Below are 18,558 nucleotides of genomic sequence, written 5' to 3' on the forward strand. Positions count from 1 at the left end.
TCGACTAATAAGATGATTCCTGGCCATTTAAGGCCGCGAAAGCCTGCCCACAAGCAGGCTTTCGCCATGCAATAAAACGAAAATGGCAGACGTTATTGACAAGTTGTAGAATTACAGGAGGCGATGAGGATGGCAACGCTGACACGAGAATCGGCAGCAGGGAAGATCATGGTTGCGCTCGATTATCCGGACGCGCAAGCTGCGGAGACGCTGCTGAAGAGCCTGGACGGAATTCCATGTTATATGAAGGTGGGCCTCCAACTCTTCTATGCGGCGGGTCTAGGGTTCGTAGCAAGCTTGAAGGAACGCGGCTATAAAGTGTTCCTGGACGTCAAGATGCACGACATCCCGAATACGGTGAAGGGCGGAGCGAACAGCGTAACGAAGCTTGGCGTCGACGTCTTCAATGTCCATGCAGCTGGCGGCCGTCACATGATGGAAGCCGCTCTTGAAGGTGTGGATGCCGCCATCGCTGGTGGCAGCGGCCTCACGCGTCCGCTTGTAATCGCGGTGACGCAGTTGACCAGCACGAGCCAAGCTGTCCTGAATGACGAGATCGGCATCGGCGGATCGGTCGAGGATTCGGTTATCCGCTACGCGCAATTGGCCAAGCAGGCCGGTTTGGATGGCGTCGTTTCCTCTCCGCAGGAAGTCGTGCAGATCAAGGCGGCTTGCGGCGCCAGCTTCCAGACCATTACACCTGGCATCAGGCCGATCGGAGCCGCGGTGAATGACCAATCCCGTATTCTTACGCCGTCCGAGGCGCTGGCGCAAGGTACGGATTATATGGTCATCGGCAGACCGATTACGGCAGCAGCAGATCCTCGCGCATCGATCGAATCAATCATTCAGGAGCTGATGAATCATGACAACGAATAATCTCGAACAATTACCGCAGCAAATCGCAGGCAGCTTGCTTACGATCGGAGCGGTAGCGCTTCGTCCGAACGAGCCGTTCACGTGGTCGTCGGGCATGAAATCCCCGATCTACTGCGATAATCGCCTGACGATGTCTTACCCGAACGTACGCGATGTGATCGCCGAAGGGTTCGCAGCCGTTATCCGCGAGCGGTTCCCGGACTGCGAGGCGGTAGCGGGTATCGCAACTGGCGGCATTCCGCATGCCGCATGGGTGGCGCAGAAGCTGAACCTGCCGATGCTGTATGTGCGCGACAAGGCCAAAGGCCATGGCAAAACGAATCAAATCGAAGGTCACTTCACGCCTGGCCAAAAAGTCGTCCTGATCGAAGACCTCGTCTCCACAGGCGGCAGTTCCCTGAAAGCGGCTGTGGCTGTCCGTGAGGCAGGCTGCGTCGTTCAAGGTACGGTCGCAATCTTCACCTACGAATTCCCGCAAGCTGCGCAAGCGTTCGCGGAGCAAGAGATTCCGCTCTTTACGCTCTCGAACTACTCGGCATTGATTGAAACCGCGTTGGAGCTTGGCAAAATCGAAGAAGCCGATGTAGCGCTCCTTCGTTCGTGGAAAGAAGATCCGCAAGCATTCGGCAAATAGATTCCATACGCTTGAGCGTAAAAGACTCATGCCTCTACCTGATGGTGGGCATGAGTCTTTTTTATTTCAAAACAAATACGACAAATAATATCACAATTCGTCAAACTCATCTTACGTTTGCGAGGCGAACTGCCGATGATAGAAGTAGTAGCTCTATGCTGCGACATGATGATGACGAAGAGGATGATGCCTGATGAAGAAGCGCCGTATTTCCTTCAATCTGAAAGTGAAGCTGATACTGCTTCTCTCCCTGCCCGTATTGGCGTACATAGGGAGCAATTTTTACTGGCTCAACAAGTATGACCAGGATATGAGCGCAATCACGCAATCCTTATTTCATACAACGCACAATGTGAACACGTTGGTGCTCAATGCAGACCGAGACTTGTATCAAGCGCTGTCTGCCTATGAACAACTGAAATTGAAGCAGCTTGGCGGAGCGGATGCATCCGCCGAACTATCGGATATGCAGACCAACGCGGAGCAGGCGGCCGAACGTATGGCTCAGGCTGACGAAATTCTGCAAGCGGCAGGTATGACCGAGTTAGTCAAGAAGGATGACAGCACCACGATTAATACCGTGTTCGAGCGTTTCACATCCGACTATCCTGCATGGAAAACAGCGATGGAAGCTGCGGCTGCTCAAGAAACAGCAGTATTGCCGTCAGAGTTGCTCGAACAATTCGAATCTTTGCGTGGAGGTTTGAATCTGGTCGGCGAAATTCTCGATGAGTATGCGGCCAATCAGACAGCCGTCTACGCGGAGCAGCTGAAGAGCGAGAAAGTGAGTGCCTACAGCGGCATGGGGGCATGTACGATACTGATCGCGTTAGTCGGCTTCTTCCTCATCCGGAACATGTCGCGAGTCGTGGATTACATGAAACGATTGACCGATGCGGTATCCGCTGGCGATCTTCGCGAGCACCCTGCGATCAAACGCGGGGATGACGAGCTTGGCCAGATTGCGGGATCGATCGAAGCGATGACGAATAACTTGCGCCATTTGATCGGAACGATCTCCTTCAATGCGAACCAAGTAAAACGCTCCTCCGAGCAGATGCAAGTCGCATCGCAGCAGTCGTCAGAAGCGGGATCGAGCGTCGCGGTTGAGATTCAAGACGTCAGCGACGGCATGGAGACGCAGACGAAGGCGGCTGAGGAGTCGGCGCGCGCGATGGTGGAGATGGCCGTCGGAATCGGACGGGTCGCGGAGAACACCTCCGCTATATCCGAATACTCTTCGTCCACAACGCAGATGACGAACAGCGGCAAGCAGCAGATTGAGCACCTCGTTAAGCAGATGATCGGCATCAAAACGATTCTTGCGGATTTGTCCCGGATTGTCGCGAATTTGAACGGCCGTTCACGGGAGATTGGCCAGATTGCGGTACAGATTACTTCCTTCTCGAATCAGACGAATATTCTCTCGCTTAACGCTTCCATTGAGGCGGCGCGAGCAGGCGAGCATGGCCGCGGTTTTACCGTCGTAGCTGAAGAGATCCGCAAGCTTGCGGCAGGGTCATTGCAATCCGCCGATGTCATTAACCAGCTGGTTGCAGCTACTCAAGACGAGGTCAGCAGCGCTTCAGGCGTAATGGATCGAACGCTGGTCGAGGTAGAGCAGGGGAATCAATTGCTGAATGAAGTAACGGAAAGCTTCACGCGTATCCAAAGCTCGATCATGAATATCGCTTCTCAGATTCATGACAATTCAGCGATCACGGAGCAAATGTCGGCAAGCGCGGAGCAGGTCAGCGCAACGATGGAACAATCCGCTCACACCGCGCAGATGACGCTCGATTCGACGCGAAGCGTCGCTGCAGCAACGGAGGAACAGCTCGCGCTCATGGAGGACATTACGCTGGCAGCCGATCAGCTCCGTTCCATCGTGGACGCGTTGACCGATTCTGTAGCTTCATTCAAGGTTTAACCGATAGTTTGAGAGGAAGGGCTTCTGAAGTGATGTTGTCGCTTGCGCAATATTCACGGTCAGAAGCCTTTTTGTATGTGCATAAATCGATTTTGTTTCGGACTTTAATGAAACTTTATAAAACTTCGTCGAAATTAGCGTAACTTTTTACGCGGATCCACCGTCTATAGGGTAGTTTTTAAATTATGAAAAATTTTTAATGGGGAAGGGGGTCTCGGGAAACGCCATGGCATGGTGGAAACGAAGCAAGACCCAGATGGCAGTCGAAGAGGCCACTGAAGCGCAATCGGAGGTGCCGCTAGCAGTGGAAGAGACCGCCGCAGCGATGGCCGTACCGACAATTACAGCAGCTGAGCCGGTGGACGAAGAGCCGATTCTGGTCGTGGAATCGGTCGAGCGGACGTTTCAGGTTGGCGGATCGCCGCTTCATGTGCTTAAGGGAATTAATATGGAGCTGCATCCAACATCGCTTGTCATGCTGCGCGGCAGGTCCGGTTCAGGCAAGACGACATTGCTTAATATGATCGGCGGCCTCGATCAGCCGACGAAAGGACATATATTTTTTCGCGGAATGCCTTTTCATGCGATGAATGACGATGACCGAACGATAGTGCGGCGCAAGCAGATGGGATTTATTTTTCAGGCGTTCGCATTGATGCCGCTGCTGTCCGCTTATGAGAATGTCGAGCTGTCTCTGAGGATGGCAGGTGTGCCGAGCAGTCAATGGAAGGAACGGGTTACGCACTGTCTCGATCTAGTGGGGCTGTCCAAGCGGATGCACCACAGGCCGTTCGAACTGTCAGGCGGCGAGCAGCAGCGGGTGGCGATTGCCAAGGCGATTGCCCACAAGCCGCGTCTTCTGCTGGCCGATGAGCCCACTGCCGAGCTGGATTCGCAGATGTCGGCACAGATTATGGCGGTGTTTAGAACGATTATTCAGACCGAGCAGGTTACGATTTGTATGACCACGCACGATCCTACGATTTTGGAGGTTGCCGATCATGTTTACGAAATGGTTGACGGAAAATTCATTTAAGCGGACTGCAGCTGTCATGCTCAGCGCCTCGCTGCTCATGAGCGGATGCTCGCTGCTGCCGAAGGAAGCGGAGGAGGAAGTGCTTCCGAGCATTACGCCGCCCGCCATTTCCAAGAAACCGGAATACGAGGTTACGACAACCACGCTGGAGACGAAGATACAAGGCGTCGGCAAACTGATCTCGATGAAAGAAGAGACGTTGTATTTTACTTTGGATGGCAAACGGCTGAAAGAACTGAATATTAAGGTCGGCGATAAGGTAACGGCAGGACAGGTCATCGGTACGCTGGATGTCGACGATCTGAAGAAGGCGCTCCGCAAGGCGCAACTGTCCTTTCAACGCGACGAAGCAACCATGAAGGATACGCTCAAGAAGAAAGATACGATGTCTGAAGTCGACTTCCAGATGGCTGTCATCGCGTTCGAAGAGGCGCGGCAGGCGCTGGTCGACCAGCAAGACGAGATTAACAAAGCATCGATTACGGCTCCATTCTCCGGTACTGTCGTACAGTTGAACGTGATGAAGGGCGACCTGATTAAGGCGTATGACCCGATTGCCATCATTGCTGACAGTTCGAGCTTGGTTGCGGCTGCGACGATGACGCAAGATGAGTTGAAGGGCGTATCGGTTGGAATGCCGGTCCAAGTGGACATCAATAACGGCGGATCGGTAACGGGCAAGGTGAAGCAGCTGCCGGTCATTAAGGACGATCAGAATGGCAACGGGAATGGGAACGGCAATGGCAATGGCGGCGCTAACGGCGGCCAGAACATTGAACGTCCGGAGGACTTCCTGCTCGTCGAGTTGTCCAAATTGCCGCAAGGCGCCGTACGCGGAACGCCATTATCCGTTAATATCATTACCCAGCGCAAAGAAAACGCGATCGTCATTCCGCCATCTGCATTGCGGACGATCGGTTCACGTACTTATGTTCAAGTGGTAGACGCGGAAGGCAAACGCGAAGTGGATGTCGAGGTGGGTCAACAGACGGCCACCCAAATCGAAATCGTTAAGGGACTGCAACCGGGACAGAAAGTCGTAGGTCGATAAACGATGGGCATCCCGTTATTTCGATTCCTGTTCCGCAAGATGTGGAACACCCGCTGGCTGACGCTCAGCTCGCTTGCCGGACTCATCATCGCGGTGGCGTTCGCAACGAGTATCCCGATGTATGCGGACGGCGCTCTGAAGCGGGTCGTCGGCGAGTCGCTGAAGGAGGAAAGTGACGGTCTGCCGGCAGGCTCATTGCTTATGCGCTATCAGGCTGTCGGCGGCGCGAAGACCGATCCTGCATCGCTGACGGAGGTTACCCGCTATATCCAAGAGGACGTACCGGGATTGATCGGATTCCCGCATACCACCTTCGTGCAGAATATGCTCCTGCGCAGCACGGAGATTAGTCCCGAGGATCCGACAAAGGTCGATGCCAGCCGGGTCCGCCAGATGTCGCTCATGACGATGTCCGGTCTGGAACAAAAAGGAGAGCTGACGCAGGGACGTTGGTTCGCGGATGCGATCGGCTCGGATGAGACCGTCGAAGCGGTCATGATGGAAGAGGCGATGTACCGCAGCGATATGCATGTCGGCGATGTGTTCTACTACCCGATCTATGGCGGCCTTAACCTGAATCTTCGCGTCAAGATCGTCGGTACTTACAAGCCGCTCAGCGATACGGACCCGTACTGGTACCAAGGCCTGGAAGGGATTATGAATACGCTGGTCATCGGCGAGAAGGCGTTCACGCAGGGGCTTGTGAAAGACCGCGGCGTGCCCGTCCATACGGCCAATTGGTACTACGCTTTTGACCTCAAAGAAATTCAGACCAGCCAGCTGTCGCCGCTCGGCCGTACGCTTGACCGTCTGAACGTCGAGCTGTATCAGAAGCTGAAGGACACGAAGGTCGAGATTTCCTTCGCGAAGCTGCTCGGCCAGTTCCGTACGCAGAGCTTGCAGCTGCAAGCGCTGTTGTTTACTCTCGCAGCGCCGATGATCGCGATGGTGTTCTATTTTATCGCGATGAATGCCCGCCAATCCCTCGACAAGCAGCGAAGCGACATTGCCGTGCTGCGAAGCCGCGGGGCCGGTACGGGGCAGATCATACGTATCTATGTTATTGAAGGACTCATACTCGGCATCATAGCGCTCGTCATAGGTCCGATGCTCGGTTGGTTTATGGCCAAAAGCATTGGCTCGGCGAACGGTTTCCTGGAATTCGTCGACCGCAAATCGATTCCGATCGGTTTCGGGATCGAAGGGATACTGGCAGGCGTCGGCGCGGTGCTGCTAGCGCTATTGGCCACGGTTATTCCTGCCGTCATCTATGCCAGATCGTCGATCGTCGGCTATAAGCAGGCGCTCGCCCGTTCGGATAAGAAGCCGGCTTGGCAGCGATGGTTCCTGGATGTGCTGCTGCTCGGCGTGGCCGGTTACGGCTGGTATCTGTTTAACGAACGGCAGATGATTTCCTTCAAGAGCGGCATGACGACAGACCAATTGAATGTGCAGCCATTCTTGTTCTTCGTGCCGGCGATTGCGATCTTCGCGCTCGGACTGTTCTTCCTGCGCGTGTTCCCATGGCTGCTGAAGCTGTTCAATTGGATCGGGCGGCGCTGGCTGCCGGTTCCGCTGTATTTGACGCTATCGCAGCTGTCCCGCTCGTCCAAAGGCTATTATCCGCTTATGATTCTGCTTATTCTGACGCTAGGCTTGGGCGTCTATAATGCCTCGGCGGCACGTACGATCGATCTGAACTCCACGGAGCGAACGTTATACAAGTTCGGCACCGACGTCGTCGTTCAGACCGTCTGGGAAGGAACGACCGAGATTGAGCAGCCGCAAGGCGGAGGGCAGAACGGCGGCAATGGCGGGGGCCAAGGCAATAATGGCGGCCAGGGCAACAACGGCGGTCAAGGCAATGGCTCCGGCGGTAACGGCGGCGGCCAAGGCGGTGGGGGCGGACAGGGAGGCGGATCGGTGCCGACCAAGACGATCTATACCGAACCGCCATTCGAGATTTTCCGCCAGTTGGAAGGCGTCGAGGCGGCCGCAAGAGTGCTGCAGGCCAAAGGCAATCTGATCGTCAGCGGACGCTCGGCAGGGCAAGGGACGCTGGTGGGGATCGACAATGTCGACTTTTCCAAGGTCGCATGGTTCCGCAACGACCTGTTCCCGACGCATCCTTTTAACTACTTGAATAACTTGGGCCTGTATGAGCAAGCGGCCATCATTCCGACGAAGATCGCGGAGAAATATCAGTTGAAGCTTGGCGATATCGTCTCGGTCGGACTGACGGACGGCATGATCGAGTTTGTCGTGGTCGGCATCGTGCCTTATTGGCCGAGTCAGTATCCGGACAGCTCGCCGTTCATCATTGCGAACCTGGACTACATTTATGACCAAGTACCGATGATGCAGTACGATGTGTGGCTGAAGATGAAGCCGGACGCGAAGACCGCTCCGATCATTACAGGTCTGCAAGCCAAAGGCATCGAGATTGCTTCGGTGAGCGATGTGCGCCAAGAGCTGCTCGTTCAATCGAAGCTGCCTACGCGCGGCGGCGTATTCGGCATTCTGAGTTTAGGGTTCCTCGTATCGATTATCGTCTCTCTTGTCGGCTATATTCTGTACTGGTTCTTCAATTTGTCAGGCCGTATCGTGCAGTTCGGCGTGCTGCGGGCGATGGGGCTATCCCGCAAACAATTGACCGGCATGCTGTTGCTCGAACAAATCTTCACCGCGGGACTATCGATTGTGCTCGGGATCGTGATCGGCAAAATTACCAGCTTGCTGTTCCTGCCTTTCCTGCAGACAGCCGAGAACGTCGCGAACTCCGTGCCTCCATTCCGGGTGGTGTTCGACTCGCAGGATACGAATCAGCTGTATGTCGTCGTCGCTTGCATGATGCTCATGGGCGCTTCGCTCTTGCTCATTCATATCCGCAGACTGCGCGTGCACCAAGCCGTCAAAATGGGAGAGGAGCGTTAACCGTCCATGATCGAATGCGAAGGACTCGTCAAAATTTACAAATCCGATGATCTCGAGGTTGTCGCTCTGCAAGGCTTGAACCTCAATGTGCAAGACGGCGAAATGATGGCGATCATCGGCAACAGCGGCAGCGGCAAGTCCACCTTGCTGAATATATTGGGCGGTCTCGACCGCCCGTCTGCCGGATCGGTTAAAGTCGGTCCGTGGGATCTGCTGAAGATCACCGATGATCAGCTCGTCGAATACAAGCGCGACACGGTTGGGTTCATCTGGCAGAACAATGCCCGCAACCTGCTGCCGTACTTAAGCGCGATCGAGAATGTCGAGATGCCGATGATGCTGTCGGGCCGGCTGGACCGGGCCTATGCGAAGCAACTGCTCGAATGGGTCGGGCTGAAGGAGCGTATGCATAACAAGCTGCATCAGCTGTCAGGCGGTGAACAGCAGCGTGTCGCCATGGCGATCTCGCTTTCCAATCGCCCGAAGCTGGTGTTGGCCGACGAACCGACGGGCTCGGTCGACTCGCGCACATCGGATCTCATTATGGATATTTTCCGCCGGCTGAACCGGGAGTTAGGCATTACGATCGTCATCGTCACCCACGATCTGTCGCTCGCAGGTAAGGTCGACCGGGTGGTGGCGATCCGAGACGGATTAACCAGCACCGAGTTTATTAAGCGGAATCCGAATCTGGATGCGGCCGAGGCAGCAGTGAATAATCCGATCGGCAATGTCCACGAGGAATACGTTGTCGTCGATCGCGTCGGACGTTTGCAGATACCGAAAGCGTACTTGACGGCACTTCAAATTACAGATAAAGCATCGATGGAATTCGATGGCGAGCGGATCATAATAACGCCGCCCAAATCATTGGAGGGGTAGAACAGATGAAGAAGAGAGTTTACGGATCGATCGCGCGCAAAACGGTATTTATGGGGATTTCCATGACGTTGATGGGTTCGATGCTCGCGGCGTGCAGCAGCGGCAGCGACACATCCGCCGAGAAGCGCGTGCTTCGTATCGGATTCACGTATTCCAACGCGGACAACGAGCAATACTTGCGCCAGCAGTACACGGACAGCTTCGAGCTGCTGCATCCGGAACTGGAGATCGAGGTTGTCGGTGCGATCAATTACGACGATATGCGCTACCAGGACTACACGCAGGAGGGCTATCAGCAGAATCAGCCGGACCCTTACGAGAAGCTGAAAGAAATGCTCAATGGCAGCAATCCGGTAGACGTCGTCGTATTGGATGGCGGAACATCCTACCTGAAGCGTCTTGTGCAGGATAATATGCTCAAGCAGCTGGATCCGGTCATTCAGGAGAATGAATTCGATATCGAGGATTATGTGCCATCCGTCATCGAAGGGATCAAAGATGCGGGCGATGGTTCGATCTATGCGCTGACGCCGACTTTCAACTCCTCTGCCCTCTATTATAATAAGAAGATGTTCGCCGATGCCGGTATTGAGGTTCCGACCGACAACATGACATGGGACGATGTCATCACTCTTGCCAAACGCATTGCCAAAGGCAATGGTCAGGAGCGGACCTTCGGTCTCCAGATGAGCCGGTGGGGCGGGGATGCCTTCAACGATATGCAGCAATACTATCTGCCTGCGCTTCAACTGAAGATGTTCGACGATAATGCGGAGAAGATGACCGTCGAAGGACCAGGCTGGGAGAAAGTGTTCACGACGATGGCGAGCCTGTACAAGGACAAAATCGTGCCGAGCCAGCAAGACATCTATCCGGAGAATGGCGGCGGCGTGGTTAACGGCAAGGCCGTATTCAATCCGTTCCAGGGTGATCTCTTCCTTAGCAATCGCGTAGCCATGACGCTGGCTGGTTATGACTATGTCATGGAATTGTCCCGTGCGAAGGATCAAAGCGCGAAGAATCCGCAGATTACAGCCGTTGACTGGGGTGTCGTCACGATGCCGCAGCATGCCGAGAATCCGGGCATCGGCAGCGCGATTACGCTGACCGCGCCGATGGCGATCAACGCCAAGGCAGCTAACCCTGAGGACGCGTGGACATTCATCGAATTCAACAACAGCAAAGAGTGGGCGAAGCTGAAATCCCGCAGCACCTACGAGCTGATCGCACGCAAATCGATGCTCAAGCCTAGAGAAGGCCAAGACTACAACATCGAGTCCTTCTACACGCTGAAGCCAGTTCCGCCAAGCACGCTCGACATGGATAAACTGAACCGTGAGAAGCCAGGTATCTGGGAAGTTCAGTCCTTCGGCCAGCAGGCTATGATGGACGTTGTGCAAGGGAAGAAGACGGCTGCCGATGCCTTGAAGGAATGGCAGACCAAAGGCGACGCGACGCTGAAGAAGCTTAAGGAAAATCCGACAGGCGGCGTAACAGGCGACGTCTACGCCCAGTAATAGGTAGAGGAGGAGGAACGCCGTTCATGGCGTTCCTTTTTTATGTCCGTAATGCTTGTTTTTCCTGCAGGCAGGGTAATCTAAGCAAAACGGGTGTGGAGGGATTATCATGAGATGGGTATATTGGGTACGCTTATATGAGACGAAATTTCAAGCGGGCTGCCTCGTCAGACGCATGGAGAATGACTGGTGGGTCTACGGTTATGATTGCCCGCGCGAGATCGAGGTGTTCCAATCCACGAAGGGCCGGTATGGCGTACGTTTTGTACCTTAAAATTTTCTTATAAAATGGTTGACTTATGATTGCTTAGTATAGTATATTTATTTTTGTCGCCGTAAGACGTTCTGGCGAATTGAATGAAATGGCGCGGGGTGGAGCAGCCCGGTAGCTCGTCGGGCTCATAACCCGAAGGCCGCAGGTTCAAATCCTGCCCCCGCAACCAACCTTACGATGGATCATCGCGAGGGCCCTTAGCTCAGTTGGTTAGAGCGGTCGGCTCATAACCGATTGGTCGGGGGTTCGAGTCCCTCAGGGCCCACCATTTTACGAACGTCTTTATATCATGCCGGGGTGGCGGAATTGGCAGACGCACAGGACTTAAAATCCTGCGGTGGGTGACCACCGTACGGGTTCGACCCCCGTCCTCGGCATCACAAGAAAACCTTGAGAAATCAAGGTTTTTTTCTAAGCCTATAGTTTTGTTCTGCTTTCGAATGTGCAAGGTTCTGTGTGTTTAATCGGAGATGTTTTCATGCACAGGATTTCATGATAATACCTCTTTTAGCATTTGTTATTTAACAAATGGAAGGGGTATTTTTTTATGGCTAGAGTAGGGAAAATTAAACAAACAGTTGAGTTCAAATGGCAAGAAGCCTTAGAACAATTCATGTTCTTTAAGAAAGCACAGGGCATTAGTCAACAAACAATTAGTGATTACAAACAGCATGTAAATCAATTTTTCAACCGATACCCTAACGCGTCATCCTCAGAGGAGCTACTTAAAGTTGGTTTGTACGAGTATTTTGCTCAAGATGATATTAAAGCGGCGACCTTCAATAACAGACTCGTGTATATAAGGACTTTTCTTAATTGGTGTTATTCAGAAAACATGATTTCAGAAAATCCATTACGTGGCTTTAAGAAGCGGAAAGACTCAGGACGGGTAGTCAACATTGATCTCGATACTTTAAGAAAGTTGTTATCTCTGCCTGATAAAAATACTTATGCCGGTCTTCGCGATTACACCTTAATGCTTTTAACACTGGATTCTGGGATACGTCCTAAGGAAGCTTTTAGTTTAGTGATTGATGACTTTAATCCCGTTTCTCATGAAATTTACATTAGATCAGAACATGCAAAAACTAGAGTATCTAGAACACTTCCAATATCCGTACAAACGGTTAAAGCAATAAAGTCATTGGTTCAAGCTAGGTCAACTGATTGGGATCAAATTCATGTTCCGCTCTTTTGCACATTTGAGGGCAAAAAAATGAATCGACATAACTGGGGCGACCGCTTAGAAGTATACAGCAAGGTGCTTGGAGTACACATCCGTCCATACGATTTAAGACATGTATTTGCTCTTGAGTTTATTCGTAACGGAGCAAATGCACTTATGCTGCAAAAGACATTAGGTCATAGCGATTTATCCATGACCAAAAGATATGTAGCTTTAACAAATAACGATTTAAAAGAAGGACATTCAATTTCAACCCCATTGAAAAACTTGCTATCGAATACAAGTCGAGTTAGAAAACTTGATAAATGAGTGGTATAGCCTAAACTTTGTATTGTATTAGCCACTAGATTTGCTTCTAAGAGATCGTAATTAGATTCGGTATTAGTGTGTCCATGGATTTTGAGACGCCTCTTATGGTATTCTGGAGGGTTTGAAGACCGTCTAAGGCTGTATGGGAGAATATTCAATACTTAATGCTCATCATTTAGTCCTTAATTATCTTGTAAGACTTGTGTTACTCTAATATAATATTAGAATGGAACATACGTTTGATAGGAGGTGTGCTCGTGACTAGGGTTCTAACATCACTAGAGATTTGTGCAGGTGCTGGCGGGCAGGCCATTGGTATAGAACAAGCTGGGTTTGAACACGTAGCATTAGTAGAGATCGATAAATTTGCATGCGATACACTTGAGAAAAATAGACCTGGTTGGAATGTTATTCCTACTGATTTAAGGCTCTTTAGTGCTAAAGAATACAAAGGCGTTGATTTGCTTGCTGGAGGACCGCCGTGTCAACCATTCTCAACTGGTGGAAATCAACTCGGTGAACTAGACGATCGCAATTTGCTGCCCGAAGTGCCGCGTTTAGTAAAAGAGTGCTCTCCAAATGCCATTATGATTGAAAATGTGGCAGGACTTATGGCTTCTGGGTTCAGCGAGTACAGGGCGGCTTTCACCAATGCAATTGAGTCTCTTGGTTATAAAGGGGAATGGAGACTTTATAATGCTTCAGACTTTGGTGTTCCTCAATTAAGGCCACGAGTAGTTTTTGTAGCTTTAAAGAAAAAATATGCCAAGTATTTTCAATGGCCTATCCCATTAGAAACTCCAGCCCCTTCTGTTGGGGAGGTATTGTATGAAGAGATGGCAAGTCAAGGATGGCTTGGTGTAGATGAATGGAAGGAAAAAGCCAATACAATTGCCCCGACTTTAGTAGGTGGTTCAAAAAAACACGGTGGCCCGGATCTAGGGCCAACAAGGGCGAAAAAGGCTTGGGAAGCTCTAGGGGTAAATGGACATACCCTTGCCAATGAACCTCCTGAAGCAGATTTTATTGGAATGCCTAGATTAACTGTTAAAATGGCAGCTTTAATACAAGGATTCCCTCCCGAGTGGGAGATCACCGGAAAGAAAACCAATGCTTATCGACAAGTTGGGAATGCTTTCCCGCCACCGGTTGCTAAAGCAATAGGCGATGCGATTGCAAAAGCGATAAGTACAGCTGAAGCTAAATCGAGGGTGATAGCATGAAGAAATCAGCAAGAGGGCAAGGAGCAAAAGCGAAGTTAAGAGAATACTTTATCGCAAATGTCGGCCAAATCCTTGAGTCAACTACACTTCAACAGGTTGCAGGTGGGAGTAGTGAATGGGCGCGTAGGATTCGAGAGCTTCGTAATGAACAAGGGATGAATATCAAGACACATAATGACTTAAGTGAATTGAAACCAGGTCAATATATTCTCGTTAATCTAAAACCAATTCCCTCCTTTGAAAGAGCTATATCCAAAGAGACTCGGGCTTTTGTATTAGATCGAAACGGTTTTACTTGTCAAATGTGCGGTGCTGTTGCTGGTGAACCACATCCATATGATTCTTCACGAAAAACTAGACTTCATATCGGGCATATTATAGACAAATCCCAAGGTGGAACGGATGACGCGTCTAATTTAAGGGCGCTATGTTCAGTTTGTAATGAAGGAGCCGCTAACATTACTCTTGAGCGACCTTCCTCTGAAAAGTTATTAGCTCAAATTAGAAGGTCCTCAGGTTCTGATCAACTAAAAGTACTTCAATGGCTAGTTGGCAAATTCCCCAAACAAACAAGTGACTTCCTTGTTAAAACAAAAGAAATATAATAAAAGGCCTTTCACTGACTTACTATAGGAGTGAAGGGCCTTTGTTTAAGATATTAAATTGTAAATAAGCTAAGGGGACTTAAGATGAAAAAATTAATGATCTTAATTGGTAATGGGTTTACAATTGATTTCTTACGATCTATTGGAAATTCAACAATAAATGTTCGTAATCTGTTCAAAGATGGGAATTGCGTCCCTTGGCCAGTGGATAGTGAACCTGGTTTTTTGTCATATAAGTATTGCCCGAACTTATGGAATTTAGGTGTTCGCCCTTATATAGAAGATAATGAATCTTTGCAATTGATTGAGGAAATAATAACTTGTGCTAACATCACTGATTCTGTTGAAGGTAGCTCCTCACGAATTGATCAGGATAATATTTACATTAAGGCTTACAAAGAACTTGCTATTTATCTAAAGCATCTGTTTATTTATTATGATTCTATGATTGACTTGAAGGATGAAAATATAAAAGCCCATATTGAATCATGGGGATGGTGTAAGTATTTTCGAAAACTGGCTTCTTCAGAAGAATATAAATCAGTAACGATTGTTACATATAATTATGATGTTTGGTTGGAACGTATTTTGACATTGATTGGAGTGAAATATAGAGTTTTGGGTGTTCAAAGATCAAGTAGTAATGTTAAATTTAACTTAATTAAACCTCATGGATCAATTAGTTTTGTGCATAAGAATAAGTTAGATAGAGCTTCATTCCGCATCCCATACAACAAAAGTTTATCAGAAGGTAGAGTTAGTGATTTTCAGATCTCCTATACAAATCTAAACGATAACTATCTAATAAATGCTTTAATTCCTCCAGCTGGAGATTCAAGTAGATTGAAATATGGGTGGGCGGGTCAACTAAGGCAACTTGCGTTGGGAGCAGCAAAGTCTTTAACGGCTCAGGATGAAGTTATTTTATGTGGGATATCGTATTGGCATGTAGATCGATTAGAGCTTGATGGGTTATTCACATCTTTTGATCCTGAGATAAATATAAAGCTCATCAATCCAAATCCTCCGAGAGCATTGAATGGCATATTGACGAGTCTTTTTAGGAACTATATTTGTTATACGAATTCTAATATCTTAGGAGGTGTTAGTTAACTATGCAGATTCAGAGACAGTCAACAAAAATAACGGTTTCAGAATTTTATGAAAACTATTTGCTTAAAAAGTATAATTTTGATCCTCGCTACCAGCGAAAAGACAAAGTGTGGGGAGTTGAAAAACAATCATTTCTTATTGATACAATCTTTAAGAATTACCCAATACCACCTATTTTTCTCCATCAACGTGTAGATACAAAAACCGGAAAAACAAGATACGATGTGATCGACGGCAAACAAAGATTAACTGCTATTATCGAATTTATTGGAAATATGATCCCAATTCCTGAAGACTTCAGCGAAGGGGATGAAAGTAAGTCTGTATTAAATGGGAAATACTTCAAAGATATTGAGGGTGATGTTTTCTCAGACTTTCGCGAACAATTTTGGACTTATATTATTCCAGTTGAGTACTTAGACAAAGTTACAGAAGAAATGGTTGATAATATTTTTGATAGGTTAAATCGGAATGGTGTTCCTCTAAATCCTCAAGAATTGAGAAAAGCAAAGTATCATAATTCTCACCTTTTACAGGTTATCGAACATTTATTGAAAATTGACTTTTGGATTGAAAGAACAAAGGGATTAGATTTAGCACGAATGGAAGACCAAGAATTTATTTCGGAAATTCTTTTTACTGTTCTAGAAAATACATTGTTTGATTCAAATCAAACCGTTTTAGATACTTTGTATGAGAAGTGGACTAAGGATAAAATTACTGAAGACGACCTTGAGACATTCGAAAGAGTAACTGAATTCTTGAAAGATCTCGACTTGGACTACGAGAAATATAAAATAACCGGGGTTAGTCATATTTATGGTTTATGGTGTTTTGCTAACTATTGTATCTTAAACGATGTGGACGTTCATGCGGTGAAAGATAAGATACATAATATGTATAAAAGATTAAGATCTAAGAAGACGGATGATCCTTTTACACAACAATACAAGAAAAGCATGGAGAGTCGCACAAAGTCTCGTTCACAAAGGGTAAATCGTTTAAATGCACTATTAGGTTTTTGTGATCTGAATATTAGTTCAACAGATTAATTACATTCAAATTATACATTGACACTTAATTGGGTTTTGTTTATAATCATTTCGCTCTGGTGCAAGTAAATTTGAGTCAAAGAAAGGTAAGAAGAATTATTTGAATTTTGTAGGGATTATAAAAGCAGGTTATGTAAATTTTTGTAGCTTTCTTTCTAAAGAAGGCTCTGTTTTCAGAAAAATGTTCGATGGACGCTACAAAGTGAATGGATTAGATGAAATCTGTAGCCAAAAGAATTGGTACAGAAACGAAGTGAAAGAGCAGTATGGGGATGTTATCTCACTTTATCAGAATGAGCTGGGGATGAGTTCAGAAGAGTCTGTAGTTAAGTTGTTGAGTTTCATTGGTAAAATTGAGGTACACAACTAGTTGAGTTTGATTAATCTAAGAAATAATGTTACCAATGATCTAGAACAGATATACTTGCCAAATGAAATCTTTGATGATTTAAAGATGAATTTGGATAGAACAAGTTCATCACACTTAGGATTTGCTTATTGCTACTACTTGTTGATCAGCTATCTCTACAGATATTGTAAGTATGAAACTGATGGGGTCTTGCTAAAACAAGACGATCTGAAAGAGCTACTTGGTTACGCTCGCAAGAATAAGGGTATTGATTACATTATCAAAGATGGCGGCTTGCTGGATAATATCGGGTATACAGAATCTACCTCAGATTACCCCATAGCTTGGGAGTTCGCTGAGGATGTAACTGAACTGAGTTTTTATACTATAAAAGATTTAAAACTATCCCAAGCAATGAGTGTTTCAATTAACATGAGAAACTATAAGATAAAACGTCCAGTTAAGGCATTTAAGCGTTACTCTTTCGATGAATTGCTAACTGGTACTTTCTATGATATAAGTAACACGCATTGTCATAATATGGAGTTATTCTTCAAAGCACTTGAAAGTGGCATAGGTGTGATTGGTTATTATATCTATTCCTACTTAATGCGAATGAATAGCATGTATGTTAATGGTTATGATGAAGCATGGGACGCTCTGTGTATAAAGACTGGTATACCTAGCAATACATTAAATCGATATATTCATAAGCTTGAAGAGAACAGATTCATAACAGTAACACGGCACACTGCTTTCAGCTTAAAGAATAAAGGCAAAAAAAATCTTGCTAATAGCTACTACACCTCCTCGCCTGAAGAAATTTTACTGTGGCTAAAGACAGGAATTGAACCAAGTTCTAGACCGTTAAGTAAGATAAGCGCAAAGTTATTAGATAGTAAGCCCGATCCTTACGAGAATTATGAATTTCCATATTAATCGTGTCTTAACCCTTTTGCATTATTAGATGCTTAAGGGTTTTTTACTTATAAAAGTGTAATAAAGATTAAAAGGTTAGCTTTTGGCAGTATATTAAATATATAGTTCATCTTATTAGAGTATGTAAACTGGTGTGATTATTTATTTATAAATTAATAGATCATTAACCCCAGGACAGGAAGCCACTATTACTACATCATCGTTAAGGTATATACATTAACTCTTCACTATATATAGTGTGTTACCAAAAACTAACCTTTTTAGTATACTTCGACTATAATCGGCGTTGTAATTTCTGATATAGTTAAGGGTGGTGTGTAATCCTTTGAAAAGAATGGTGTAAACAATGCCCAATTACTACACAAGCAAGATGAGCAGCAGAGGGTGGCTGACTATTCATAATGAGTTTAGCAGTCTATGGGGATTTGAAGTGGGAGACAGACTCATTTTTGAGATCGATGAGCAAACAGTAGTAGTAAAGGAAGTCAAGCCAGTCAAGATATCTGCTCTTAATCTGTTTGGTACGTTGTCTAAACCAGTTTTTGAAACGTGAGCCAGCGAATCCATAAGATTATTAATAAAAAGCGGCAAATCATATAATCTCCGAGGGGATTAGTGGAAATTAGTTAGTCTATGGATGCGGTT

General features: G+C 47.6%; 16 protein-coding genes and 3 tRNA genes. All 19 read left to right on the plus strand.

Features of this window, described 5'->3' with window-relative positions:
* The first annotated feature begins 129 nt into the window (after nucleotides 1-129).
* The 19 genes from pyrF to FHS18_RS05640 all read left to right on the plus strand — a co-directional run bounded on the left by pyrF (nucleotide 130) and on the right by FHS18_RS05640 (nucleotide 17,913).
* Nucleotides 130-879 carry an orotidine-5'-phosphate decarboxylase gene (gene pyrF, locus FHS18_RS05550; RefSeq protein WP_183597838.1) on the plus strand — a complete coding sequence of 250 codons (750 nt, stop codon included), beginning with the start codon at nucleotides 130-132 and terminating at the stop codon, nucleotides 877-879.
* Entirely contained in the window at nucleotides 866-1,513 is a 648-nt protein-coding gene (gene pyrE / locus FHS18_RS05555) for an orotate phosphoribosyltransferase (RefSeq protein WP_183597840.1), read from the plus strand. The genes pyrF and pyrE overlap by 14 nt, the downstream gene beginning before the upstream one ends.
* 193 nt (nucleotides 1,514-1,706) lie before the next feature.
* Nucleotides 1,707-3,443: a methyl-accepting chemotaxis protein gene (locus tag FHS18_RS05560; protein WP_183597842.1), complete on the plus strand. Its 1,737-nt coding sequence runs from the start codon at nucleotides 1,707-1,709 to the stop codon at nucleotides 3,441-3,443.
* 325 nt (nucleotides 3,444-3,768) lie between these two features.
* Nucleotides 3,769-4,479 (plus strand): ABC transporter ATP-binding protein, encoded by a 711-nt coding sequence (locus tag FHS18_RS05565; RefSeq protein WP_246427513.1) that lies wholly within the window; start codon nucleotides 3,769-3,771, stop codon nucleotides 4,477-4,479.
* Nucleotides 4,445-5,530 (plus strand): efflux RND transporter periplasmic adaptor subunit, encoded by a 1,086-nt coding sequence (locus tag FHS18_RS05570; protein WP_183597846.1) that lies wholly within the window; start codon nucleotides 4,445-4,447, stop codon nucleotides 5,528-5,530. Before FHS18_RS05565 ends, FHS18_RS05570 begins: the two co-directional genes overlap by 35 nt.
* A 3-nt stretch (nucleotides 5,531-5,533) precedes the next feature.
* Nucleotides 5,534-8,464, plus strand: a complete 2,931-nt coding sequence (locus tag FHS18_RS05575; RefSeq protein WP_183597848.1) for an ABC transporter permease — start codon at nucleotides 5,534-5,536, stop codon at nucleotides 8,462-8,464.
* 6 nt (nucleotides 8,465-8,470) lie between these two features.
* A complete protein-coding gene (locus FHS18_RS05580) occupies nucleotides 8,471-9,346 on the plus strand; it encodes an ABC transporter ATP-binding protein (protein ID WP_183597850.1) in 876 nt (291 codons plus the stop codon).
* 5 nt (nucleotides 9,347-9,351) lie between these two features.
* Nucleotides 9,352-10,863 (plus strand): ABC transporter substrate-binding protein, encoded by a 1,512-nt coding sequence (locus tag FHS18_RS05585; RefSeq protein WP_183597852.1) that lies wholly within the window; start codon nucleotides 9,352-9,354, stop codon nucleotides 10,861-10,863.
* A gap of 109 nt (nucleotides 10,864-10,972) precedes the next feature.
* Complete coding sequence (locus FHS18_RS05590) at nucleotides 10,973-11,137, plus strand: hypothetical protein (protein WP_183597854.1); 165 nt, start codon at nucleotides 10,973-10,975, stop codon at nucleotides 11,135-11,137.
* Nucleotides 11,138-11,229: 92 nt separating this feature from the next.
* Nucleotides 11,230-11,306: transfer RNA gene (locus tag FHS18_RS05595), tRNA-Met, on the plus strand.
* 22 nt (nucleotides 11,307-11,328) lie between these two features.
* Nucleotides 11,329-11,405: transfer RNA gene (locus FHS18_RS05600), tRNA-Ile, on the plus strand.
* A gap of 23 nt (nucleotides 11,406-11,428) precedes the next feature.
* Nucleotides 11,429-11,514, plus strand: a tRNA-Leu gene (locus tag FHS18_RS05605).
* Between the two features lie 170 nt (nucleotides 11,515-11,684).
* Entirely contained in the window at nucleotides 11,685-12,632 is a 948-nt protein-coding gene (locus FHS18_RS05610) for a tyrosine-type recombinase/integrase (RefSeq protein ID WP_183597856.1), read from the plus strand.
* Nucleotides 12,633-12,889: 257 nt separating this feature from the next.
* The gene (locus FHS18_RS05615) at nucleotides 12,890-13,855 is read left to right on the plus strand and encodes a DNA (cytosine-5-)-methyltransferase (RefSeq protein WP_183597858.1); all 966 of its coding nucleotides are present in this window, start codon (nucleotides 12,890-12,892) and stop codon (nucleotides 13,853-13,855) included.
* Nucleotides 13,852-14,460, plus strand: a complete 609-nt coding sequence (locus FHS18_RS05620) for an HNH endonuclease (protein WP_183597860.1) — start codon at nucleotides 13,852-13,854, stop codon at nucleotides 14,458-14,460. The genes FHS18_RS05615 and FHS18_RS05620 overlap by 4 nt, the downstream gene beginning before the upstream one ends.
* Before the next feature lie 84 nt (nucleotides 14,461-14,544).
* Entirely contained in the window at nucleotides 14,545-15,573 is a 1,029-nt protein-coding gene (locus tag FHS18_RS05625) for an SIR2 family protein (protein WP_183597862.1), read from the plus strand.
* Nucleotides 15,574-15,575: 2 nt separating this feature from the next.
* A complete protein-coding gene (locus FHS18_RS05630) occupies nucleotides 15,576-16,625 on the plus strand; it encodes a DUF262 domain-containing protein (RefSeq protein WP_183597864.1) in 1,050 nt (349 codons plus the stop codon).
* 100 nt (nucleotides 16,626-16,725) lie between these two features.
* Entirely contained in the window at nucleotides 16,726-16,995 is a 270-nt protein-coding gene (locus FHS18_RS05635) for a hypothetical protein (RefSeq protein WP_183597866.1), read from the plus strand.
* Entirely contained in the window at nucleotides 16,996-17,913 is a 918-nt protein-coding gene (locus FHS18_RS05640; protein WP_183597868.1) for a hypothetical protein, read from the plus strand.
* Nucleotides 17,914-18,558 lie beyond the last annotated feature (645 nt).

This window comes from Paenibacillus phyllosphaerae (genome assembly GCF_014192105.1).
Lineage (GTDB): Bacteria > Bacillota > Bacilli > Paenibacillales > Paenibacillaceae > Paenibacillus_Z > Paenibacillus_Z phyllosphaerae.